General features: G+C 58.1%; 25 protein-coding genes. 7 read left to right on the forward strand and 18 right to left on the reverse strand.

The window, feature by feature from the left end:
* Positions 1-45: 45 nt before the first annotated feature.
* From tssD to INF73_RS07930, 3 genes are read right to left on the reverse strand one after another with little or no spacing between them, the layout of a single operon-like run.
* On the reverse strand, positions 46-537 hold the full coding sequence (gene tssD, locus INF73_RS07920) for a type VI secretion system tube protein TssD (protein WP_193542094.1): 492 nt from the start codon (positions 535-537) through the stop codon (positions 46-48).
* The gene (locus INF73_RS07925) at positions 538-1,050 is read right to left on the reverse strand and encodes a hypothetical protein (protein ID WP_193542092.1); all 513 of its coding nucleotides are present in this window, start codon (positions 1,048-1,050) and stop codon (positions 538-540) included. It abuts the gene before it with no gap.
* A complete protein-coding gene (locus INF73_RS07930) occupies positions 1,050-1,412 on the reverse strand; it encodes a tlde1 domain-containing protein (RefSeq protein WP_047363831.1) in 363 nt (120 codons plus the stop codon). Before INF73_RS07930 ends, INF73_RS07925 begins: the two co-directional genes overlap by 1 nt.
* 241 nt (positions 1,413-1,653) lie before the next feature.
* On the opposite strand from INF73_RS07930, the gene INF73_RS07935 reads away from it, so the two are divergent.
* Complete coding sequence (locus tag INF73_RS07935) at positions 1,654-2,931, forward strand: DUF445 domain-containing protein (RefSeq protein WP_059357826.1); 1,278 nt, start codon at positions 1,654-1,656, stop codon at positions 2,929-2,931.
* Here INF73_RS07935 and INF73_RS07940 read toward each other — a convergent pair.
* Positions 2,912-3,775, reverse strand: coding sequence for a LysR substrate-binding domain-containing protein (locus INF73_RS07940; RefSeq protein ID WP_028015386.1), 864 nt, complete (start codon positions 3,773-3,775; stop codon positions 2,912-2,914). The two genes, INF73_RS07935 and INF73_RS07940, sit on opposite strands and share 20 nt — an antisense overlap.
* 97 nt (positions 3,776-3,872) lie before the next feature.
* Between INF73_RS07940 and INF73_RS07945 the strand changes: the two genes are divergently transcribed.
* Both INF73_RS07945 and INF73_RS07950 read left to right on the forward strand, forming a co-directional pair.
* Entirely contained in the window at positions 3,873-4,181 is a 309-nt protein-coding gene (locus INF73_RS07945; RefSeq protein ID WP_028015385.1) for a carboxymuconolactone decarboxylase family protein, read from the forward strand.
* Positions 4,181-4,561, forward strand: a complete 381-nt coding sequence (locus tag INF73_RS07950; protein WP_028015384.1) for a tautomerase family protein — start codon at positions 4,181-4,183, stop codon at positions 4,559-4,561. The genes INF73_RS07945 and INF73_RS07950 overlap by 1 nt, the downstream gene beginning before the upstream one ends.
* Here INF73_RS07950 and INF73_RS07955 read toward each other — a convergent pair.
* The 7 genes from INF73_RS07955 to INF73_RS07985 form a co-directional block, all read right to left on the reverse strand.
* Positions 4,552-5,616 carry a DUF2955 domain-containing protein gene (locus INF73_RS07955; RefSeq protein WP_045259544.1) on the reverse strand — a complete coding sequence of 355 codons (1,065 nt, stop codon included), beginning with the start codon at positions 5,614-5,616 and terminating at the stop codon, positions 4,552-4,554. The two genes, INF73_RS07950 and INF73_RS07955, sit on opposite strands and share 10 nt — an antisense overlap.
* Positions 5,606-6,673: an HlyD family secretion protein gene (locus tag INF73_RS07960; protein WP_193542105.1), complete on the reverse strand. Its 1,068-nt coding sequence runs from the start codon at positions 6,671-6,673 to the stop codon at positions 5,606-5,608. The genes INF73_RS07955 and INF73_RS07960 overlap by 11 nt, the downstream gene beginning before the upstream one ends.
* Positions 6,670-7,140, reverse strand: coding sequence for a MarR family winged helix-turn-helix transcriptional regulator (locus INF73_RS07965; protein ID WP_028015381.1), 471 nt, complete (start codon positions 7,138-7,140; stop codon positions 6,670-6,672). The genes INF73_RS07960 and INF73_RS07965 overlap by 4 nt, the downstream gene beginning before the upstream one ends.
* A 149-nt stretch (positions 7,141-7,289) precedes the next feature.
* Positions 7,290-7,985 (reverse strand): helix-turn-helix transcriptional regulator, encoded by a 696-nt coding sequence (locus tag INF73_RS07970; protein WP_041911329.1) that lies wholly within the window; start codon positions 7,983-7,985, stop codon positions 7,290-7,292.
* Positions 7,960-8,355, reverse strand: coding sequence for a hypothetical protein (locus INF73_RS07975; protein WP_063438171.1), 396 nt, complete (start codon positions 8,353-8,355; stop codon positions 7,960-7,962). Before INF73_RS07975 ends, INF73_RS07970 begins: the two co-directional genes overlap by 26 nt.
* Positions 8,348-8,671 carry an antibiotic biosynthesis monooxygenase gene (locus INF73_RS07980; RefSeq protein WP_028015378.1) on the reverse strand — a complete coding sequence of 108 codons (324 nt, stop codon included), beginning with the start codon at positions 8,669-8,671 and terminating at the stop codon, positions 8,348-8,350. The genes INF73_RS07975 and INF73_RS07980 overlap by 8 nt, the downstream gene beginning before the upstream one ends.
* 75 nt (positions 8,672-8,746) lie before the next feature.
* Entirely contained in the window at positions 8,747-10,159 is a 1,413-nt protein-coding gene (locus tag INF73_RS07985) for an aldehyde dehydrogenase family protein (protein WP_193542090.1), read from the reverse strand.
* A 100-nt stretch (positions 10,160-10,259) separates the two neighbouring features.
* On the opposite strand from INF73_RS07985, the gene INF73_RS07990 reads away from it, so the two are divergent.
* A complete protein-coding gene (locus INF73_RS07990) occupies positions 10,260-11,162 on the forward strand; it encodes a LysR family transcriptional regulator (protein WP_126326261.1) in 903 nt (300 codons plus the stop codon).
* On the opposite strand, the gene INF73_RS07995 is transcribed toward INF73_RS07990, so the two are convergent.
* Positions 11,149-11,628 carry a carboxymuconolactone decarboxylase family protein gene (locus tag INF73_RS07995; protein ID WP_014882392.1) on the reverse strand — a complete coding sequence of 160 codons (480 nt, stop codon included), beginning with the start codon at positions 11,626-11,628 and terminating at the stop codon, positions 11,149-11,151. The genes INF73_RS07990 and INF73_RS07995 overlap by 14 nt on opposite strands.
* A gap of 101 nt (positions 11,629-11,729) precedes the next feature.
* Between INF73_RS07995 and INF73_RS08000 the strand changes: the two genes are divergently transcribed.
* A complete protein-coding gene (locus INF73_RS08000) occupies positions 11,730-13,118 on the forward strand; it encodes a PLP-dependent aminotransferase family protein (RefSeq protein ID WP_193542086.1) in 1,389 nt (462 codons plus the stop codon).
* 39 nt (positions 13,119-13,157) lie between these two features.
* Here the strand turns inward: INF73_RS08000 and INF73_RS08005 are convergent, their stop codons facing one another.
* Positions 13,158-13,319: a DUF1127 domain-containing protein gene (locus INF73_RS08005; protein ID WP_063154866.1), complete on the reverse strand. Its 162-nt coding sequence runs from the start codon at positions 13,317-13,319 to the stop codon at positions 13,158-13,160.
* A gap of 176 nt (positions 13,320-13,495) precedes the next feature.
* Here INF73_RS08005 and INF73_RS08010 point away from each other — a divergent pair, with 176 nt between their 5' ends.
* Positions 13,496-14,911: a PLP-dependent aminotransferase family protein gene (locus tag INF73_RS08010; RefSeq protein WP_041911335.1), complete on the forward strand. Its 1,416-nt coding sequence runs from the start codon at positions 13,496-13,498 to the stop codon at positions 14,909-14,911.
* A 78-nt stretch (positions 14,912-14,989) separates the two neighbouring features.
* Here the strand turns inward: INF73_RS08010 and foxA are convergent, their stop codons facing one another.
* The 3 genes from foxA to INF73_RS08025 form a co-directional block, all read right to left on the reverse strand.
* A complete protein-coding gene (foxA, locus tag INF73_RS08015; RefSeq protein ID WP_193542103.1) occupies positions 14,990-17,098 on the reverse strand; it encodes a ferrioxamine B receptor FoxA in 2,109 nt (702 codons plus the stop codon).
* Between the two features lie 121 nt (positions 17,099-17,219).
* Complete coding sequence (locus tag INF73_RS08020) at positions 17,220-18,173, reverse strand: AraC family transcriptional regulator (protein WP_193542084.1); 954 nt, start codon at positions 18,171-18,173, stop codon at positions 17,220-17,222.
* A gap of 138 nt (positions 18,174-18,311) precedes the next feature.
* Complete coding sequence (locus tag INF73_RS08025) at positions 18,312-18,545, reverse strand: DUF2171 domain-containing protein (RefSeq protein ID WP_003863067.1); 234 nt, start codon at positions 18,543-18,545, stop codon at positions 18,312-18,314.
* A 219-nt stretch (positions 18,546-18,764) separates the two neighbouring features.
* On the opposite strand from INF73_RS08025, the gene INF73_RS08030 reads away from it, so the two are divergent.
* On the forward strand, positions 18,765-18,953 hold the full coding sequence (locus tag INF73_RS08030) for a hypothetical protein (protein WP_047363975.1): 189 nt from the start codon (positions 18,765-18,767) through the stop codon (positions 18,951-18,953).
* A 38-nt stretch (positions 18,954-18,991) separates the two neighbouring features.
* Here the strand turns inward: INF73_RS08030 and INF73_RS08035 are convergent, their stop codons facing one another.
* Positions 18,992-20,113 (reverse strand): cupin domain-containing protein, encoded by a 1,122-nt coding sequence (locus INF73_RS08035; RefSeq protein ID WP_193542082.1) that lies wholly within the window; start codon positions 20,111-20,113, stop codon positions 18,992-18,994.
* Between the two features lie 135 nt (positions 20,114-20,248).
* Positions 20,249-20,845, reverse strand: a complete 597-nt coding sequence (locus INF73_RS08040) for an ATP-dependent Clp protease proteolytic subunit (RefSeq protein ID WP_193542080.1) — start codon at positions 20,843-20,845, stop codon at positions 20,249-20,251.
* Positions 20,846-21,040 lie beyond the last annotated feature (195 nt).

A 21,040-nucleotide genomic window follows, 5' to 3' on the forward strand; every position in this document is an offset into this window, starting at 1 on the left:
AATGCGTTCATGCTCCGGGGAAAATTTTCTCCCGGAGCTGGCTAATCAAGCCCCTAACCGGTAATCCCAGTCATCCGAATGAATAACGTTACCGTCACGGTAATGCCATGTAATCTTTTCATAACGAAGCAAAACGAGCTCAAGATGCCCCTGCTTTTCATGGTAAGTCTCTTTCACGTCATGCATTAATGAAAACACCGTGACGACCTTCACCGCTTCCAGCGTTATTGTGAAATAAATTTCTTCCTGACCGGCATCATTGATTCTGTACAGGTCGATAGTCGCTTTCCTGAGCGTACCGCCCGTGCTGAGTGCTTTATAGAGAAAAACGCTGGAGGCATCTATTTCTTTCTCAATAAGAAAGGGACGATGCTGGCGTTTGCTCAATGCTCTGCCATTATGCAGGTCAGAATTATAGCTTACGTTATGATAGAGCCCTAAAACCTCAATTTGGTTTTCACGGTCTTTAACTATCACGCTCCCTTTTATGATATTACCCGCATCGTCAGTTAATGACATATATCCCGGAATGGCCATTTAAATATCCTTATCGAATGGAACAGAGAGTTCAAGGGTGGCGATCATAACGGCGAGACATCTTTTACCCTTTGGGCTTTTAACTTTAAACATCTCCCTGATTGAATCGACATAAAGCTTATTACTCTCTGCTTCCGTCTCGGGGAAATTGGCAAAAGCGCAGACTTGTTCAATAGTGAGCAACGGTTTATCGTCATTTAAGATTGCTAAAACACCCTCAGGGTTATGCGGGATGGCTTCAGAAATCGATGCCTTTAAATCTTCAGCCGTACTGGCGTCCACTCCGGGCTCAAGGGCACTCGCCACGGCTAACCATGCCTGAGTTCCTTTACCTATCTCTGGAATGACATGATTCCACCATTCCGACTCACCGCTATCATTAGCATATAACTCTGCTACAACACTTCTTGCACCTTTATCGTTTATCATCTGGATAATCTGCGCAGAAGTGTGGTTTTTGGCAAAGAGAGCCATCGGAGCACATAAGAAGAGCAGTGCAATCATATATTTCATTATCGCACCACCAGTATTGTGTCACCTGAATCATAAATAATATGACGCTTGTCCTGGCCGTTCATAATGATGCAGCCTGCTGATGCAGAACCTGGCGGCTGACCTTTTTTATCACCATGAATTTGAAAATGATCTCTACCAAAGGTATTGGTCCCCGCTATAGGCTCAAGAATAATGGCCTCAGCACTTTTATGATTATTCCATCCGGCAATAAAATAAATACCTCTGGGAATGGGTCCTCTGTTTCGTTGACTTTCACACTCTGGCTTATCTTTCGATTCACCCGCACCGCTGTAGCAGTTAGCGACAAACACACCATTATGACTCAATATCCCTGTCGAAACTTTATACTCCCATGTCATCAATACCGTCTCCTTTCATGAATAGTCCTTTATCTTATGGTTAATAAGAGCGTTAAAATGACTACGATGGTCACAAAACATCACGTCCAAAATAAATAAGCACAAAAAATATAGAAAAATTAATAATAGATAATTTTGATGTATATAATTTTTATATAAAAGCCGTGTGTTCAGGCAGAGATTGCGTCTCCTCCTTACACCAGCTTTGCACTTTTGGTTCACTTGCCTCTATCCTTAACCCATGGAAAAAATCGCTGAACTCAAACGCGCCAAGCTGCTGGCGCTGTCGCTGCTGCTGATTGCCGCCGCGGCCTTTGTCACCACCCTCTTCCTGCCGCAGACCTTCTGGGTGCGCGGCGTCAAAGCCATTGCCGAGGCGGCGATGGTCGGCGCGCTGGCGGACTGGTTTGCCGTCGTCGCGCTGTTCCGCCGGGTTCCCATTCCGTTTATTTCGCGCCATACGGCGATTATCCCGCGCAATAAGGACCGAATCGGCGACAATCTCGGCCAGTTCGTGCAGGAGAAGTTTCTTGATACTCAGTCGCTTGTGGCGCTGATCCGCCGCTATGAGCCCGCGCAAATGATTGGCGCCTGGTTCAGCAAGCCCGACAACGCCCAGCGCGTCGGGCTGCATCTGATGCAGGTGATGAGCGGTTTTCTTGAGTTAACCGACGACGGGCGCATTCAGCGCCTGCTCAAACGCGCGGTGCATAAAGCTATCGACAAGGTCGATTTCACCGAAACCAGCGCCGTCATGCTGGAGAGCATGACCAAAAATAACCGCCATCAGGTACTGCTGGACGCCATCATCAACCGCCTGATTACCCTGATTCAGCGGGAAAGCACGCGGGACTTTATCGCCGACCAGATCGTCCACTGGCTCAAAACCGAGCATCCCCGCAAGGCGATGGTGCTCCCCACGGAGTGGCTGGGCGATCAAAGCGCGGAGATGGTGTCGAACGCGGTGAACACGCTGCTGGACGATATCAGCCACGACCGCACGCACCAGATCCGTCAGGCGTTCGACCGCGCCACGCTGAAGCTTATCGACAACCTGAAAAACGATCCGGAAATGGCGGCGAAAGCCGACAACATCAAGCACTACCTGAAGAACGATGAGGCGTTTAACCGCTATCTGGGCGAGATGTGGGCTGACCTGCGCCAGTGGCTGAAGGCGGATATGCAGAGCGAGGATTCGCGCGTGAAGCAGCGCATCGCCAACGCCGGACTGTGGTTTGGCGAAACGCTAACAAACGACGCCAGCCTGCGCGCGTCGCTGAACGAGCATCTGGAGCAGGCCGCGCACCGCGTCGCGCCGGATTTCGCCGCGTTCCTGACCCGCCACATCAGCGACACGGTCAAAAGCTGGGACGCCAAAGACATGTCCCGCCAGATTGAGCTGAACATCGGCAAAGACCTGCAGTTCATCCGCGTCAACGGCACGCTGGTGGGCGGGACGATAGGCCTAATCCTGTTCTTACTCTCGCAAGTCCCAACGCTTATCCATTCAGCGTCCTGAGGATCAGCGCCTTCATGCTGGTAATAGCTGCATCGGGGGAGGCGCTCCCCTGATGCAGCGCGATTCCCAGTTCTCCTGCATCTGGCAGCAGGTGGCTGTCGATCCGTAACGTCTCGGGCAGACCAATACGCGTGCGGAGCGTAATACCCAGCCCCGCACTAACTCCCGCCCACAGCCCGCTCAGGCTATAGCTGGTATAAGCGATACGCCAGGGAATACCTGCGGCATCCAGTGCCGCGATGGCCCGGCTTCGCAGGAGGCAGGGCGCGTCAAACATCACCAGCGGCAGCGGCTCACCTCGTTGCAGAAGGACCTCAATGTCCTCGCGGGACCGGCAAATCCATGCCAGCGGTTCGCTTCGCACGTAGTCGCCTTCTCGACCTTCCTGCCAGACCAGCGCCAGATCGAGTTCATTCGCCGCCACGCCGCGCAGCAGCGGCGGGTTGCGATCGACACGTGCCGTCATGCGAAGCTCAGGGTGTTGTCTGTGAAAATCGCCGAGGACCTTCGGCATCACGGACTCGCCAAAGTCCTCCTGCATACCCAGCCGTACCTCGCCCTGAAGCAACTCACCTCTGATAGCCCGGAGCGCTTCATCATTTAATACCAGCATGCGTCGGGCGTAGCTCAGCAGAATTTCACCCTCTCGGGTCAGTGCCAGCGTACGCCCCTGCTTAACGGTCAGAGCCACGCCACACTGCTGCTCCAGCTTTTTTAACTGGGCACTGACCGCAGAGGTGGACCGACACAGCCTGTCCGCCGCCTCGGCAAAACTGGCGGACTGAATCCCCTCCACAAAGCTGCGCAGCGCGTCCAGGTCTAATGCTGAAAAGCGTTTATCCATATCATCCTCATTTTCAGGACATTCAGTCCTGAACATTGCGATTTTATTTATGGTGGCAGCCTGCGAGAGTGATTTCCAGACGACAGGAGGAATAAAAATGAGCACAACACTGAATCGCGACACGCTTGCGCAGGTTTCCCCTAAGCTGGCGGAACTGAGCCAGCAGGTACTTTTTGGCGATATCTGGCAGCGTCCGCAGTTAGCCCCGCGGGATCGCAGTCTGATCACGCTTGCCGCGCTGGCAGCCCTGGGGCGCACCGCGCAGCTTCCCTGGCATATCGGCTTCGCCCGGCAAAACGGCGTGACGGACGACGAAATAGCCGAAGCGTTTACCCATCTGGCGTTTTACGCAGGCTGGCCGGCCGCCGTCAGCGCGCTGAGCAGCCTTGCAGAGGAGAAACAATAATGCCGTTTGTTCGTATCATGACGGGTGACCGCTATAGCGAGATGCAGCAAAAGCAGATCTCGGACATTCTGCACCAGGCGCTGACGGAAACCTTCGCCGTTCCCGCGCAGGACAGGTTCCATTTTTTTGAATGCTTCGCGGCCGGGGATCGATACATTGATCGGCGCTATCTCAGCACGGGCAGAACGGAGGGGGCGATACTGTTTAACATCGTTGCTGGTAAGCCGAGGAGCACTGAACAGAAATCTGCCCTCTACCGCCAGCTGGCTGCGCAACTGAATGAGAAGATGGGCATTGACGGTGGAGACGTGATGGTCGTTATCCAGTTTACGGCCGCTGAGGACTGGAGCTTCAGCGGCGGCAAACGCTATCAGCCCTGAATGACGTAGCGCGTGGCGGCGAAACGGTTCAGGATCAAATGCACCAGAAAGACCATCGTCAGCGTCGCCACCAGCGAAAAGGTCACGGAGGTGATGCGATAGAGATCGCTGAACACCAGGTCGCTGTCCGGGTGCATGTTCTGCCCGAACATAATGCCGATGGTCGTGATGCTGGAAAACCCCACGCCCGCGCCCACTTTCTCCATCACGTGCAGCCGCGCGCCAAACGCCAGGCCGAGGCCAATCAGCGGCATCATCAGCAGCATATGGCTGCTGTGATCGTAGAGGATAAGCTGCACCACCAGAATGTAGAGGCAGCCCAGCACTACCCCGACCACGCGCCAGATGGAGCTCATCACCGCGCCGCGGTAGTGCATAGGGAACAGGATCAGAATTCCTGCCATCAGCGCCGAGAGCGAATCGCTTAAGTCGCTAATCTGAAACACCACGAAAATCATCGTCGCGACGCTGCCGGAGAGCAGCGACTCGTGGCGCACGCGGGCGTCGTCTTTCTCAATCAGCGGCGGCGGCTTGCGGGGCTCCACGTCCGGCAGCAGGTAGTTCATCAGCGCGCTCAGGCACACCGCCATCACGCTCGCTTCAATGTTGGAAAACAGCAGCGTGTGCCAGTTGGTGGTGGGGTAGCTCATAAAGTTGAGCATTACGCTCTGGCACACAACGCCCATCGAGCCGAACAGGAACAGCGGCCCTTTGCTCATAAAGCGAAAACGCATCACGTAAAGGGCAAATACCACCAGCGTCATGATGACCGGCCATTGGGAAAGATAGCCGATGATAATCACCATTTCGACGCAGTTCAGCGATGCGCTGAAGATAAACTGCTTCGCCACGTGGCGGTTAAACACCGGCACCAGCGACAGCAGCATGATCGGATAGACCACGAAAAACACGCCGTAGCTGGTGTTGTAGAAGCTCGATATGCTCAGGGCAATCATCCCGGCAAAAACGATGCGCAGGGTCTGGCGAAAGTCGTTTGCCGTGTAGACGATGTTGCCGTGCGGGGTAAAGACCCGCGCCAGCGTATTAATAGACATAGTGAAGCAGGCTCACCAGGTGGATCTGCATTCCGGAGAAGAAGCGCGCAAACGGCCCTTCGCTGTTGTAGAGCTGCACGGTCGCCCGCGCGCCGGTTGGCAGCGGCTTCGGCAGCGGCTCATCCAGCTTGACGTGAATGCGCATGCGTTGGGCGTCTCGTACCCAGCGGTTAGAGGTCTCCGGCTGGGAGAGCTGGCCGTTAACCGCCTCCTGGCCTGCGAGGATCCCCGCGTCGCTGCTGGCCACGTGGGCGCGGAACACCTGCCCCGGGAAGGCGTCAAACACCACGGCGGCATCGGTGCCCTGACGGGTATGGCGCAGGCTCTTCTCGCGGAAATCGGCCACGATATCGGTCTGGTTGTTTACCAGCGCCAGCGCGGCGGAGCCGGATGAGGCGTAAAAACCGGGGCTTAACTGCAGGTTACTGACCGTGCCGTCCGCCTGGGCGTAGACCTTTGTCCAGCCGAGGTTCAGCTCTGCTTCATCCAGCGCGTTGCGGTATTTTTGCAGCGTCACGTTGCGGTGTTCTTCGCGCTCGCCGCGCTGGATGCGCAGGTTCCGGATGTTGGCCTGAATCGTGCTGACGGACTGCTCGCTGCTCTGCCAGGCGGTGCGGACCTTATCCAGATCCGCCTGCGAGACGTTCTGTAACGTGCTCAGCTTCTGATAGCGTTCGAAGGTCACCTTGTCGTTACGCGCGGTCAGCACCGCGGTTTTCAGGCTGGCCTGCGCGGCGGCTATCTGCGCGTCCAGCTGTTCGTTAGAGAGACGCGCCTGCTCCAGCGCGATTTGCGCCGCTTCCACTTTATTGCGAAACGGCGTGTCGTCGAGCGCAAACAGCAGATCGCCTCTCTTCACCTGGCTGTTGTTGTGGACATGTACCGCCGCCACGTAGCCGGAGACGCGCGGAGAAACCGGCGTCACCACGCGCATGACGGTGGAGTCCGGCGTCAGCGGGATCCAGATATCCGCGACGACAAAATAGATAAACATCAGCAGGAAAGAGGCAATACTCACCCTTACCCAGCGGGCAAACTTTTGTTCAGGGGTCATTATTTTTCGGTCTTGTTGTCTTCTTCGCGGATTGTCCGCAAATTGCAGGCGATTTGATTTAACGTGGCGCTGAAAATCTCGATATGCTCCGGCGCGATGTGTTGCGACACGCGTGCCTGATAGGTCTCAATCACCTGAGTGAGCCTTTTTAATATGGCTTTTCCCTCAGGCGTCAGCGTCAGAAGCCGGATGCGCTTGTCATAAGGCGATGTGGTGCGCAGCAGGTAACCCTGTTTTTCCAGCTGTGTCAGGGTGCGCATCAGCGGCGGCAGTTCAATACCCTGCACCTCCGCCAGCTCACTCATTGAGACGTTATCCCCGAGCTGATGAAGCTGCATCATCACCGTCCAGCTCGACTGGGTTAAGCCGGTATCGAGAATGGCATCATCAATCACCGCACGCCACTGGCGCACGATCATCGCCATCCGCATGCCCATCGGCCTGCGGCTAAACAGCGCTTCTTCACTCATGGGGAAACCTCTCGTCACACGCGGTCAAGATAATAGTTATCAGGGTAAGTATCAAGAAACACGAGACGAAAGCGCAGGAATTGCGAAAACGATGTCTCCCTCTCCCTGTGGGAGAGGGTCGGGGTGAGGGCACCAGCCCGCAGTGGAGTTTAGCGGCTAAAATGCCTCCTGACGGCACTTTTTCCCGAAGCCGTCACCACCACCTCCCGATACCCCGCCACCCGCTGGATCCACCCTTTGCTTTCCAGATGAATAAGCAGCGCCGCGCCAGCTTCGCCTCCGAGGTGAAACCGCCGCTCGCTCCAGTCCAGACAGGCGCAGCAGGCCTTGCGGCGCGGATGAGCGCTTAACGACACGCCGAGCTTCAGAAACTGCTCCCGGCCATACAGCGTGAGTGCTGAACCGTCTGCCTCCAGCCAGCCTTCCGCCTGCATGAAATCGTAGATCTTTACCGCCACCGCGCCCGCCAGATGATCGTAGCAGGTGCGCGCCTCCCGCATGGCCTTCGGCGCGGTGGTTTCCGGCGGCGCAATGCGGCTCCAGGAGAGCCCCATCATCTGTTCGATCAGCTCCGCCACGTCGTGCCCCGCCAGACGATAGTAGCGGTGCCGCCCCTGAGACAGACAGGTAATCAACTTTCCCTCCACCAGCCGGGCGAGATGCCCGCTGGCGGTCGAGGGGGCGACGTCTGCCGCGGTGCTCAGTTCAGTGGCGGTCCACGCCCGCCCGTCCATCAGCGCACACAGCATCTTCACGCGCGAAGGATCGGCCATTGCCGCCGCCACCGCCGCAATGGCCTGCTCCAGCGCCGCGCCGTTATCAGTCGGTAAGCTTGTCTTTAACATGTGCTGCCCAGGGTTCGGTGATCTCTGCGGCCAGCTTATCATCATCCGTCAGCAGAATAAGGTGATTCGCATGGTCGCTGTACTGGGTAAGAACAGACACGCCGCGTGCCGCCAGCGCCGCCGCGATCTCGCCCAGCTCTCCGGGGCGTTCCTGCCTGAGCTTTCTGATCACCGGCCTGCGCACCGCCTGCACGGTAAACCCGGCCTCCACCAGCACGCGGCGGGCTTTTTCCCCGTCCTCCACCAGGAAATGGGCATCGGTACCGAATACGCCGCCACCCTCAAGCCCCACGCCGTTGCGCCCCAACAGCTGTCCAAAGCGCGCCAGCTCGCCGGGCCCGTCGCGGAAAATCACGTGAACGTCATACATCCGCGCGCCCTCCCGTTTCGGAACTGTACTCCCGCACCAGCTGCGCCACGCGAATACGGTAGAAAGAGAAAATCGACTCCCGCCCTTCGGCCTGCGCCGCCTGATGGAAGACGTTCTGCTTCCAGCGGCGGACGGCCTCTTCATCCCGCCACCAGGAAAGGGAAAGAATTTTGCCGTCGGTCGTCAGGCTCTGGAACCGTTCGATATCGATAAAGCCGTCGATGTCGGCCAGCAAAGGCTTAAGCTCTGCGGCAAGTTGGAGGTAGCGCGCCTGATGGGCAGGCGCGGCTTTGGCTTCGAAAAGGACTGCGATCATGATGGTCTCTCCGCTGTGATGTTGAGGAGAGAATGCAGGATGGAAAAACACAATGCTTCGGTAAAGAGCGAAGCTTTAGCCCAGAACCGACCTTGGCTCCATAAACGCCCGGATCCCCCACTCGCCCATCTCGCGCCCCACGCCGGAGTGCTTAAACCCGCCGAACGGCGCTTTCGGTTCATGGGCCAGGGTGTTCACCAGTACGCGACCGGAAACAATCTGCTGCGCCACGCGGCGCGCGCGGTCCGCACCGCCCAGCACCACAGCGCTCAGGCCGTAGTCCGTGTCGTTGGCAATGGCAATCGCCTCCGCCTCGTCACGATAGGGAATAACGCACAGCACCGGGCCAAAAATCTCGTCACGGGCAATCGTCATTTGGTTGTTCACGTCGACAAACAGCGTCGGGCGCACAAACCAGCCGTCCTGCGTGCCTTCCGGCCGCCCCTCGCCGCCCGCCAGCAGGCGCGCCCCCTCTTCGACACCTTTGCGGATATAGCCCTGCACCCGCTGCCACTGCTTTGCGCTGACCATCGGGCCGACGTCCGTTGTTTTATTGCGCGGGTCGCCGGAGTTCACCGCCGCTACGGCCTGCGCCAGCGCGGTTTCGATCTCCGCCTTACGCGAGTAAGGCACCAGAATGCGCGTTCCGGCCACGCACGCCTGCCCGCTGTTCATAAACCCGGCCTGAATCACCAGCGGGATCGCCTGCGCCAGATCCACGTCATCCAGCAGGATCGTCGGCGATTTCCCACCTAACTCCAGCGTCACGCGCTTAAAGCTTTCCGCCGCGTTGCGCAGGATCGCCTTGCCGGTATGCGTCGAACCGGTAAACGAGATTTTTGCCACGTCCGGATGGCGGCTGATTGTGTCACCGACCGTCTCACCCCGCCCGGTGACGATGTTAAACACGCCCGGCGGCAGAGCCGCATCGCGCAGCGCTTCGGTGACAATCTGCGTTTGCAGGGCGCTCATTTCGCTCGGCTTGATCACCGCCGTACAGCCCGCGGCCAGCGCGGCCGCCAGCTTGCCGCAGATAAATCCTGCGTCGCTGTTCCACGGCGTAATCAGCCCGGCCACGCCAAGCGGCGTCATCTGCACCGTGGCTGCGCCCGCGGGGGTGACGAATTCAAACGCCTCCAGCGCCTCAATCGCCTGAGCAATCACCTCCGCCGGATAGCTGGCCATCCACGCCGAGCGCGAGGCGGGCGCGCCGTACTCTTCGATGACCGCTTCCAGCAGATCGTCGTGACGAGCGGCCACGGCGGCGTGCATACGTTTTAGCGCGGCAATGCGCTCCTGCTTTGTCGTCTGCGACCACGCGGGGAACGCCGCTTTTGCCGCCGCAACGGCGCGCGCTGCGTCAACCTCATCCGCCAGGCGTACCTGCCCGATGACCTGCGCCGCCGCCGGGTTGTATAAATCAAACCGTTCGGTGCCGTGCGGGGTAACAAATTCGCCGTTAATAAAGATCTGTTCGATAGTGTGCATATAAACCTCCTCAGGCTGTGTGGGCACAGTCTGGCACGGCTTCTCCGTTGCGATAATCCACGCTATGCTGCAAGGGTTGTTTCGATTTTCAGGATAATCTATGCATCGTTCAGGTCTGACAGAGCTGGAAGTGGTTATGGCGGTGGTGCGGCGCGGCAGCTTTCGCGGCGCGGCGCAGGAGCTCGGCATGTCCGCCACGGCGGTCAGTAACGCCATCGCCGGGCTGGAGAGCCGCCTTGATACCCGCCTCTTTAACCGCACTACCCGCAGCGTGGCGCTCACCGACGCCGGACAGCGCTACGTGGCGCGCGTTGGCCCGGCGCTGCAGGAGATCCGCCTCGCCAGCGAGGAGATCCACAGCGACACCGGGGAACCCGCCGGCACGCTGCGTCTGAACGTGCCGAACCATATCGGCACCCTGTTTCTGGACCAGCTGCTGATCGACTTTATGATCCGCTATCCGAAGATGCGCGTGGAAACCGTCAGCGAAGCGCGCATGATCGACATCGTCGCGGAAGGCTACGACGCGGGGATCCGCCTTGAGGAGTCCGTGCCGCAGGACATGATCGCCGTGCCGTTGACCGGGGAGATCCGCCAGCTGGTGACCGCCACGCCGGACTATTTTGCCCGTCACGGTACTCCGCAGACGCCGGACGATCTGCTTTCGCATCAGGGGATCGGCATGCGCATGGCCCACGGTGGGATCTACCGCTGGGAGCTGGCGCGTCGGGGGGAAACGTACGCCCTTGCCGTACCGCCGCGCTTTGCGACATCCGATCTTTTCGCCTCGATCCGCGCCGTAAAGGCGGGATTAGGGGTAGGATTTTTGCCGGAACTGTATATCCGGGAAGAGCTTGAGAATGGAGAGCTGGTGAGCGTTTTAAACGACTGGGCGCAGCCCTTTGCCGGGCTGCGCCTGTATTACCCCGGCCATCGCCACGTTCCGCCGGGACTGCGGGCGCTGGTGGCGATGATCCGCGAGCGCGGGATTACTCCAGGTTAGCCTTATTCAGCCCGTAAGCCGCGTCCAGCGAGCCGGGCGCCATGCGGGAGGTGATCCCCAGACGGTTCCAGGCGTTGATCGCCACGATGGCGAAGTTCAGCTCTGAAATCTCCACGTCCGAGAAGTGCTCCGCCACGCTGCGGTACAGCGCGTCGCTCACCCCGTGAACGCCAATCTGGGTCAGCGCTTCGGTGAAGGCCAGCGCGGCTTTCTCGCGGGCGCTGAACAGCGGGGACTCGCGCCAGGCCGCCAGATGGTACAGGCGCAGCTCGCGTTCCCCGGCGATTTTGGCCTCTTTAGAGTGCATATCCAGACAGAACGTACAGCCGTTCAGCTGCGACACGCGAATGTCGATCAGGTGCTTCAGCGCCGGGTCGATGGAGGTTTTTGCCACCTCCATGCTCAGGGCAGACAGCGCGTTGGCGAGGGCAGGTGTAACTTTATGGTGGTTAACGCGAGTGCTCATTGTCTTTCCTCTTTTTGTGCGGCATGTGCCGTGCGATGAGGCAAATCTACGCCGTTCATGACATAGTAAAAAGATACAAAAAGCGTGAAATGAGGTAGGACATGAAGCCGGGCTATCACGACATTTATTCCCTCTATCGCGACAACATCACGCGCGGCGTGCTGAAGCCGGGCGATAAGGTGCCTGCCATCCGCGTGCTGGCGGAAGAGCTGAAGGTGGCGCGCAAAACCGTCGAAACGGCGTACGCCATTCTGACGGGTGAAGGGTATCTGGTGAGCCAGGGCGCGCGCGGCACGCGGGTCAACCCGGATTTACTGCTGCCGGATAACAATGCCCCTGCGGAACAGCCTACCGGCACGCTTCCGGCCTCGCTTATCAGTCAGCGCGAGCGGGCCGGATTTCTGCGCCCTGGCATCCCCGCCCTCGACAGCTTCCCGTATAAAAAATGGCTGCTGCTGGCGGGCCAGGCGACGCGCGCCATGCGTCAGGAGGAGATGCTCAACCCGCCCGTCCTGGGCTGGTATCCGCTGCGCCAGGCCATCGCCAGCTATCTCAATATCTCACGCGGCTTGTCCTGCACCGCCGAACAGGTGCTGATCACCAGCGGCTACAGCGGCAGCCTGCGGCTGATCCTCGACACCCTCGCCAGCCGCAGCGACAAGGTGGTGTTTGAAGATCCGGGCTACTTTATGGGCCAGCAGCTGCTGAAGCGGATCGTGCCGCGCCTGCACACGGTGCCGGTCGATCGCTGCGGCATTGATACGGACTACCTGCTTCGTCACCATCGTGACGCGCGTTTTGCCATCGTCACCCCCTCGCACCAGAGCCCGCTGGCGGTGACGCTCTCCCTGCCGCGCAAGCAGCAATTGCTCGACTGGGCCAACCAGAACGAGGCGTGGATCATCGAAGACGATTACGACGGGGAGTTTCACTACACCCGCAAGGTGCTGCCGTCGCTGAAAAGCCTCGACCAGCACGACCGGGTGATCTTTATGGGCACCTTCAGTAAAACCATCATGCCGTCGCTGCGCATGGGCTACGTGGTGATGCCCGCCAGCACCGTCGGAGCCTTTACCGACTGCGCGGATATCACCACCAGCGGCCAGCCGGTGCTGACGCAGAAGATCCTCACCGCGTTTCTCAACGAAGGGCATTTTTTCCGCCATCTCAAGAAGATGCGCGCGCTGTATCAGACCCGCCGCGACTGGATGATTGCCGCCCTGCGCGAGGTGTATGGCGATCTGTTTTTCACCGAGCAAAACGACGGCGGGATGCATATTGTGGCGTTTCTCGCCAAAGGGAGCTGCGACCAGGAAGTGGCTCGCTGCTGGCAGGAACAGCAGCTGCAGGTCAATGCGCTCTCGGAGTGGTATCGCGGGTCGGGCAAACGCTACGGGCTGGTGATGGGCTATAACAACGTGCGGTCGTTTCAGGAGGCGCTGGAGCTGCTGGAAAGGCCGAAGCGGCAGACGCTCGCGCTGTTGAGCTGAAAAACGCCGGGTGGCGGCTGCGCCTTACCCGGCCACGGTTTAAATATCATTGCGGGATAACCCAACGTCCTTGAGCTGCTCGTCGCTCATCTGGCTCAGGATGCGGCGGGTGCGGTTGATGCGGTACCAGTTACGCAGCGTTTTTGCGATCCAGACAAACACAATAAACGGACGTTTTGAACGATTCTCGTAGAATTCCATAATGCTCTCCTCACTGTGCCAGTGGGGTTATCATCCTGGAAATCGACCTGCGCAATACAGATGCAAAAACAACTTTTGTTTAACATACAGATCCGCTAAAACGGTATCTGCATGCCGGTTTTTGCGGCAATCTGTACTGGTTTAATAATCTGTATGGTGAAAATAAAGGATACAGCATGACACGCTATCAACACCTCGCCAACCTTCTGGCAGAACGCATTGAACAAGGGCTGTATCGCAGCGGCGAGCGTCTGCCGTCGGTGCGCGCCCTGAGCCAGGAGCATGGCGTGAGCATCAGCACCATACAGCAGGCCTACCAGATCCTCGAAAACCTTCAGCTGATCACCCCCCAGCCGCGCTCCGGCTATTTTGTCTCGAAACGCAAAGCCCAGCCGCCCGTCCCGGCGATGACGCGCCCGGTGCAGCGCCCGGTGGACGTCACCCAGTGGGATGAGGTGATGATGCTGCTGGACGCCCGCGCCGACAAAGAGATGATCTCCTTTGGCGGCGGTTCGCCGGACATTAACCAGCCGAGCCTGAAGCCCCTGTGGCGCGAGATGAGCCGCCTTGCGCAGCATAACCCGAGCGAGATGCTGAGCTATGACGTGCTCGACGGCCGCCTTGAGCTGCGCGAGCAGATCGCCCGCCTGATGCTGGACGGCGGCTCTACCGTCTCGGCAAGCGACATTGTGATCACCAACGGCTGCCACGGCGCGCTGTCGATCGCCCTGCTGTCGGTGTGCAAGCCGGGGGACATCGTGGCGGTGGAATCGCCGTCGTTCCACGGCACCATGCAGATGCTGCGCGGGTTTGACATTAAGGCGATTGAAATTCCCACCGACTCTGAAACAGGGATCAGCATCGAGGCGTTAGAGCTGGCAATGGAGCAGTGGCCGATCAAGGCGGTGATCCTGGTGCCCAACTGCAATAACCCGCTCGGGTTTATCATGCCGGAAGCGCGGAAAAAACAGGTTTTAGCCCTCGCCCAGCGGCACGATATCGTGATTGTGGAGGATGACATTTACGGTGAGCTGGCGGCGGAGTACCCGCGCCCGCGCACCATTCACTCGATGGACATCGACGGACGCGTGATCCTCTGCAGCTCGTTTACCAAAACCGTGGCGCCGGGCCTGCGCGTCGGCTGGATTGTGCCGGGACGCTATTACGACCGGGTGATGCACATGAAATACGCCGCGGGCGGGTTTAACGTGCCGGGCACCCAGATGGCGGTGGCGGCGTTTATTCGCGACGGCCATTACCATCGCCACGTGCGCCGTATGCGCCAGATTTATCAGCAGAATATGGAAACATACACCTGCTGGGTGCGGCAGTATTTTCCGGCGGAGATTTGCGTCACGCGCCCGCAGGGGAGCTTCCTGCTGTGGGTTGAGCTGCCGGAGAAGGTGGATATGGTGTGCGTCAGCAAGCAGCTGTGCCGGCTGAAGATCCAGGCGGCGGCCGGGTCGCTGTTTTCCGCCTCCGGGAAGTACCGCAACTGCCTGCGGATCAACGTGGCGCTGCCGCCGACGGATAAGCATCGCGAGGCGTTGAAGAAGATGGGCGAGGCGATTGTGATTGCGATGGAGGAGTAGCACGTTTTTTAGCTCCGGTGGCGCTACGGAATAAAGTGGCCGGGTAAGGCGAAGCCGCCACCCGGCAAAATCAACGACTCAGAACTTCCACGAAACGCTGCCCACAATGCTGCGTTCTGCGCCGAAGTAGCAGTAAGAGAGCGAGTTACACGCCGCGACGTAGCTTTTGTCCGTCAGGTTATTGACGTTCAGCTGTGCGCTCACGCCCGTGAGCCCCACTTTTGACAGGTCATACCCCACGACCATGTCCACCAGCGTGTACGACGGAAGCGTATGGGTGTTCTGGCGATCGCTGACGATCCCGTTGACATAGCGCACCCCGGAGCCGACGGTCAGGCCGTCCAGCGGGCCGGTTTTGACGTCGTAGCTCAGCCAGGCGCTGGCCATGTTACGCGGGGCATAGACGGCGCGCTTGCCCTCCTCTTCCGGGCTGCTCTTCTTATAGCGAATATCCGTGTAGGTGTACGCCGCCTGCATACGCAGGCTGTCGGTCAGCTGACCAATCGCCTCCAGCTCAACGCCTTCGGATTCGATTTCACCGATGGAACGGTACGGATCGGTCGGCTCCTCTTTGGTAGCAATGTTCTTCTGGTTGATGCGGAACACCGAGGCGCTGAACTGGCTGTTCATCCCTTCAGGCTCATACTTCACGCCCGCTTCCCACTGCTTGCCCTTCATCGGATCCAGGATATTGCCCTGCTCGTCAGCAAAGCTGGTCGGCGTAAAGGCGGTGGAGTAGCTGACGTACGGGGCAACGCCGTTATCAAACAGATACAGTAGCGCCGCGCGGCTGCTGAAGTTGTTTTTATCCAGATCGCTGCGGGTGTGGTTGAAGTTGTCGACGTTCGACACGCTCACCTGGTCGTAACGTCCGCCGAGCGTCAGGCGCCAGCGGTCAACGGACATCTGATCCTGTAGGTAGTAACCGGTCTGGCGAAGCTTATGCTTTTCCCTGCTGTACTGGGTGATGTAGTCCGGCTTCGCACCGTAAACCGGGTTGAAGGCGTCAATCGGCGGGAAGCCGCCATAGTAGCCGGTCACGTTGTTGGTGCGGTCCTGGTAGTCCATGCCGATCAGCACGCGGTGGTTCACCGCCCCGGTGTCGAAGCTGCCGTCGACCTGGTTATCCAGGGTGATGGCGTTCATCTTCTCGTCGGAGCCGGAATAGCCGCGGTTCAGCTCGGTGTCATTCAGCCAGCCTGCGGCATACACCTGGTTCAGCTCCACTTTGGTGTGCAGGTAGCGCAGCTTCTGGCGCACGGACCAGCCGCTGTCAAACATATGCTCAAGGTTATAGCCGACCATGTTTTCCCGACGATCGTACTTGTCGTAATCGTCTTCACCTTCAAAGAACGTGTTGGAGATTTTCTTCCCGCTGTGCGGCACAACCGTGCCCTCATACGGCAGGCCGGAGTGGCTGCCGCCTTCCGGATCGCGGTGCAGGTAGGCCATCAGATCCAGACGGGTGTTATCGGTGATACGCCAGGTCAGGCTCGGCATCAGCGCGTAACGCTCTTCCTTCAGCGGATCGAACTGGGAATCGGCATAGCGGGTCATCCCGCTGAGGCGCACCGCCACGCGGTCATTATCATCAACCGGGCCGGTGACGTCGAACATCGCCCCACGCTGGCTATTGTTCCCGGCGAAGAGCTTGATCTCCCCGCCCGGATCGAACGACGGCTTACGGGAGGTAAGCGCCACAATCCCGCCCGGCGATGAACGGCCATAGAGCACGGAGGCCGGACCGCGCACGACTTCGATACTGTCCAGGAACCACGGATCAACCACTAGCGAGCTGTGGGAGTTGGTGTCGCCCATCATCTTCAGGCCGTCCAGGTAGACGTTGTCGAGGCTGCCGTCAGAGAAGCCGCGCAGCACCATGTAGTCAAAGCGGTTAGACGCCCCAATCTGGTTGCTGTAGACCCCCGGCGTGTAGCTCACGGCCTGACGCACGCTGGTTGCGCCCTGCTCTTCGAACTGCTCGCGCGTGACGATAGAGACCGACTGCGGAGTTTCAATATCCGGCGTTTCAAGCTTGGTGGCCGCAGACTGCATCTGCGAGGTCACCACCACGGTGTCAGTTTTTTGTGCATCCTGCGCCAGTAAAGGAAAAGCGACGCTACCGGTAACCCATCCCACCAGCAGTGCCAGACGCGATTTAGCAAACATAACCCTCTCCAGAGATATTTCTTATTGTTAATAAGAATTATTACCTTTTTGAGAGTGCAAACGGCTATGCGCGCCGCCAGGTTACGTATGCGCGATGCTAAACCGCACGGGATGCGTTCGCGCGATGGGCGAAATTACGTTAGCGGAGTTTGCGCACGTCGCCCGGAGAAATCCCGTAATGACGACGAAACGCGGTGGCGAAGTTGGTGGCATGCTGATACCCGCACATCCATGCCGCCTGCTGCACGCTGTGGCCTTCCAGCAGATAGCGGCGCGCCAGCGCAAGGCGACAGTCGCGAAGATAATCGAAGAGGGTGCAGCCGTAGCGCTGACGGAACTTGCTGCGCAGGCTGCTTGGGCTCATTGCAGCCAGGGCTGCCAGCTGCGCGAGAGTATGATCCCGTTCAGGAGACTGTTCCAGCATGCTCCTTACGCGTTCCAGGCGCGTATGCTCAGGGCGGCTCGGGCAGGGCTGCTGGCGCTGATTCAGGCCGTGGCCGAGCAGCTGGTACATCAGCCCCTCCAGCAATAGCTTACGCGCGAGCACGCTTCCCCTCTGCTGCTGCGCATGCTGAATGCCTGACATAACAAACTCGGGAACGTGCCAGACAAACGTGGGTGTATTCAGGTTTTGCCATTCCAGCAGCAGCGACTCAAGCAGGGCTTCACGCCCGGCTTCATGCGGGTACACGCCAAACGAGAGCGTTTTCAGCGCGCTGTCGGCGTCGTGACGCGCACTCATCACTTGTTCCTCACTCAGACGGGCGCTGAACGCCATGCCGGGACGCACCTGATAGTCGATGCCATTGAGCGCGATCGTAACGCACCCTTCCAGGACTACCAGCATATAGAGCGGGCTGCTGTGGCGAGATGTGGTTTCGTAGGGTTGTAATACATGCACGTCGGAGTGAGTCAGCGAAATGCCGGACGAGAGCGTCATCTCTTCCACATTCCCCTGCAACACCGGGCTGCCGCTGATCTGCTCCCCTTTTAACAGCGGGAAACGGTAGTCGATGCCGTAGCGCTCACCGAATACCTGAAAATCCTCAACAAAAAATATGCGTTTCGCTGATCTATTTTCACTCTGGAGCATAATTCGGGGCCTGCATCAGTAAAAGGGCAGGCAAAACAGTACCATCCCTTTGCCATATCAGCAATCACCGGGCGCAGACACTATTACGCTCCGGACTAAGCCGGAGCGAAGATATATATTCCTTTACGAGAAATATATTTATGCTTCCTGCCACTCAGCAAAAACCTCTTTATGGTTTTTGGTCAGGACAACTTTATTATCTTCGACCTTATCGACCCAGCCGAGAGGAATAAAGTGGTGCTTGCCGCCTGATTCAGGGTCACTCTTCGCAAGCTTGATACGCTCGCCGTCTAAATGGTCCACAACCCCGACGTGCGTTCCGCAGCTGGCGACAACCTGAGTGTGATCCTTAATTGCGCTTTTATCTACCATAATCATTCTCCTGTTTCGGTTATTTGCCTGTTGCACGAAAATAACTGTAGCGCATAAATTCAGGCTTAAAAGGCTTATTAGCATTTTGAAACATCATTGACAGAATGGAATATGATGTCTATTTAACGCCGAATTGAAAAAGTAAGAATAAGATGAATTATTACCGACTGATTATTTCCCGTTCATAATTAAATTATCGCAACCAACGAGGAGGTATTTATGACGATTCGCAACAATAATCGGGCAGAAATTTCGCTGGCTCTTGGTGAAGCGGTCCTGGACATCGTGCAAAAAGGCCATGAGGTATCGCGAGAGAATCTCGCCCAGGCGATGAAAATCAAAGCGGAAAAAGAGCGCGACGACGAGCGGCTTTTGAACTACTGGAAGGCATGTAATATGCTGGTTTAAACGTAGCGGCGTTTAGGCTGACTAAACGCCGCCTCCTGTTACTCGTCGAAGTACCAGTACCCCTGGTTAATCAGCCCGGTGAGTTCGTCAACAAACGCCGGATTATTCAGTGCGTCACCCAGCTCGGCCTGGCCGAGTTCGGTGTAGCGGCACAGCGCGTCTGCCCCGTTCACATCCGCCGTCTCCAGCTGTTCGCTGTTGATGAAGAAGCTGCCGTTAACGTTCAGCACGCGCAGGCCGCTCAGGCGCGACAGCGTTTCGCCGCCCTGCAGCGCGTCCAGCACCTCTTCCGCTGAATACGGCGGCTCGGCGGCGGCGATATCCAGCTCGTGGCGCGGCGTGGAGACAAAGCTGCCGAACCATTTTGTGAAATCATCGGGCTTGCCGATCATGTCGATCATCATCTGACGAATGCGATCGAGCTCGTACTGCTCCACGCGGCCCGGGTGTTCGCGGCAGGTCAGATCCGGATCGCTGTAGTGCTCGCCGCCCAGATCGTTTTCCAGCGCGTAGTCGGCAAAGCTGCTGATCAGATCGCGGCCGTTCGGCCCGCGGAAGCCGACGGAGTAGTTGAGCGCGGTTTCATGGGTGAAGCCGTCATGCGGGAATCCAAGCGGAATGTAGAGAATATCGCCCGGGTCCAGATCTTCGTCGATGATCGGCTCAAACGGATCCACGTGCAGCAGCGCCGGATGCGGGCAGAACTGACGCATCGGCAGCTTGTCGCCCACGCGCCAGCGGCGGCTGCCCATCCCCTGAATGATAAACACGTCGTACTGATCGATATGCGGACCCACGCCGCCGCCCGGCACGGAGAAGGAGATCATCAGATCGTCCAGACGCCAGTCCGGCAGGACGCGGAACGGACGCACCAGCTCCGCGGCGGGCATATGCCAGTGGTTCACCGCCTGCGCCAGCAGCGACCAGCCGGTTTCGCCCAGACCGTCAAAGTGCTCAAACGGACCATTGCTGGCCTGCCATTTGCCGTTTACGTGGCTCACCAGACGGCTATCGACTTCCGGCTCCATCGCCAGGCCTGCCAGCTCGTCTGGGGTAATCGGGTCGACAAAATTCGGGAAGGCATTTTTCAGCACTACGGGTTGTTTTTGCCAGTATTTTTCAAGAAATTCCGGCCAGTTCAGGTTCAATTGATACGCCATGGGTAGCACCAGTGAGAGGGGAAACAGGCGCGATTATAGGCAAGAAGGCAGAGGGGGAACTTGTCATGGGTCAAACGAGCGCGCGTAGGTCGGGTAAGGCGAAGCCGCTACCCGACACGTACACGGCGGTAAAACTTAATCCAGATTCAGCTCGTCGTAATGGGTAATCAGTTTGCCCACGATGCCGTAGTCCAGCGCTTCTGCCGGAGACATCCAGTAGTTGCGGTCGGTGTCTTTTTTCACTTTTTCCAGCGGCTGGCCGGTGGCGTCAGCGATCAGCTTGTTGACGCGATCCAGCATGCGGATGATCTCGCGCGCTTCGATCTCAATATCCGTCGCCTGACCGCGCACGCCGCCCAGCGGCTGGTGGATCATAAAGCGGGTATTCGGCAGCGAGTAGCGGTGCTCTTTTTTCGCTGCCAGGAAGATGGTGATCCCGGCGCTTGCCACCCAGCCGGTGCCGATGACATGCACTTCCGGGCGGATGAACTTGATGAAGTCGTGAATGGTGTCACCCGCTTCCACGTGGCCGCCCTGGCTGTTGATGTACAGCTTGATCGGATCGTTGCTGACGCTTTGCAGCAGGATCATCTGGGTAATGACCTTCTGCGCCAGCTCCTGGTTGATCTCGCCGGAGATGACAATCGAACGGGACTCCAGCAGTTTTTGCTGCAGAGCGCCCGCGCCGTTTGACCCTTCCGCTTTGTCGCTTTCTTTCAGTGTGTAGTGCATTGTTATGTCCTCAGCATTTAGCGCTCAAAACCAGAGTGTAGCCTGTTTTACCGATCAAAGTCCTCACCGGCAAATCACGAGGGAGCTTATGCACATTGCCCATGTTGCACGCGTTTCGTTCCTTCACCGCCCCCGCCCCGGCTCGCTATACTTCATATGGTTATCATATTGTTAAATGATAATGATATTTAATGT

Origin of the sequence: Enterobacter cloacae complex sp. P6RS (genome assembly GCF_014982245.1) — a bacterium.
Classification (GTDB): Bacteria; Pseudomonadota; Gammaproteobacteria; order Enterobacterales; family Enterobacteriaceae; genus Enterobacter; species Enterobacter bugandensis.

What these genes read in the sequence shown, in the direction of transcription:
- INF73_RS07980 (WP_028015378.1), bottom strand. Translation starts at nt 8,671, where the DNA reads ATGATCGCAGTCCTTTTCGAAGCCAAAGCCGCGCCTGCCCATCAGGCG.
- INF73_RS07930 (WP_047363831.1), bottom strand. Translation starts at nt 1,412, where the DNA reads ATGACATGGGAGTATAAAGTTTCGACAGGGATATTGAGTCATAATGGT.
- INF73_RS07970 (WP_041911329.1), bottom strand. Translation starts at nt 7,985, where the DNA reads ATGTTAAAGACAAGCTTACCGACTGATAACGGCGCGGCGCTGGAGCAG.
- INF73_RS08030 (WP_047363975.1), top strand. Translation starts at nt 18,765, where the DNA reads ATGACGATTCGCAACAATAATCGGGCAGAAATTTCGCTGGCTCTTGGT.
- INF73_RS08020 (WP_193542084.1), bottom strand. Translation starts at nt 18,173, where the DNA reads ATGCTCCAGAGTGAAAATAGATCAGCGAAACGCATATTTTTTGTTGAG.
- INF73_RS08005 (WP_063154866.1), bottom strand. Translation starts at nt 13,319, where the DNA reads ATGGAATTCTACGAGAATCGTTCAAAACGTCCGTTTATTGTGTTTGTC.
- INF73_RS07985 (WP_193542090.1), bottom strand. Translation starts at nt 10,159, where the DNA reads ATGCACACTATCGAACAGATCTTTATTAACGGCGAATTTGTTACCCCG.
- INF73_RS08040 (WP_193542080.1), bottom strand. Translation starts at nt 20,845, where the DNA reads ATGCACTACACACTGAAAGAAAGCGACAAAGCGGAAGGGTCAAACGGC.
- INF73_RS07965 (WP_028015381.1), bottom strand. Translation starts at nt 7,140, where the DNA reads ATGAGTGAAGAAGCGCTGTTTAGCCGCAGGCCGATGGGCATGCGGATG.
- INF73_RS08000 (WP_193542086.1), top strand. Translation starts at nt 11,730, where the DNA reads ATGAAGCCGGGCTATCACGACATTTATTCCCTCTATCGCGACAACATC.
- INF73_RS08035 (WP_193542082.1), bottom strand. Translation starts at nt 20,113, where the DNA reads ATGGCGTATCAATTGAACCTGAACTGGCCGGAATTTCTTGAAAAATAC.
- INF73_RS07940 (WP_028015386.1), bottom strand. Translation starts at nt 3,775, where the DNA reads ATGGATAAACGCTTTTCAGCATTAGACCTGGACGCGCTGCGCAGCTTT.
- INF73_RS07945 (WP_028015385.1), top strand. Translation starts at nt 3,873, where the DNA reads ATGAGCACAACACTGAATCGCGACACGCTTGCGCAGGTTTCCCCTAAG.
- tssD (WP_193542094.1), bottom strand. Translation starts at nt 537, where the DNA reads ATGGCCATTCCGGGATATATGTCATTAACTGACGATGCGGGTAATATC.
- INF73_RS07990 (WP_126326261.1), top strand. Translation starts at nt 10,260, where the DNA reads ATGCATCGTTCAGGTCTGACAGAGCTGGAAGTGGTTATGGCGGTGGTG.
- INF73_RS07950 (WP_028015384.1), top strand. Translation starts at nt 4,181, where the DNA reads ATGCCGTTTGTTCGTATCATGACGGGTGACCGCTATAGCGAGATGCAG.
- INF73_RS07925 (WP_193542092.1), bottom strand. Translation starts at nt 1,050, where the DNA reads ATGAAATATATGATTGCACTGCTCTTCTTATGTGCTCCGATGGCTCTC.
- INF73_RS07935 (WP_059357826.1), top strand. Translation starts at nt 1,654, where the DNA reads ATGGAAAAAATCGCTGAACTCAAACGCGCCAAGCTGCTGGCGCTGTCG.
- INF73_RS08010 (WP_041911335.1), top strand. Translation starts at nt 13,496, where the DNA reads ATGACACGCTATCAACACCTCGCCAACCTTCTGGCAGAACGCATTGAA.
- INF73_RS08025 (WP_003863067.1), bottom strand. Translation starts at nt 18,545, where the DNA reads ATGGTAGATAAAAGCGCAATTAAGGATCACACTCAGGTTGTCGCCAGC.
- INF73_RS07975 (WP_063438171.1), bottom strand. Translation starts at nt 8,355, where the DNA reads ATGTATGACGTTCACGTGATTTTCCGCGACGGGCCCGGCGAGCTGGCG.
- INF73_RS07995 (WP_014882392.1), bottom strand. Translation starts at nt 11,628, where the DNA reads ATGAGCACTCGCGTTAACCACCATAAAGTTACACCTGCCCTCGCCAAC.
- INF73_RS07955 (WP_045259544.1), bottom strand. Translation starts at nt 5,616, where the DNA reads ATGTCTATTAATACGCTGGCGCGGGTCTTTACCCCGCACGGCAACATC.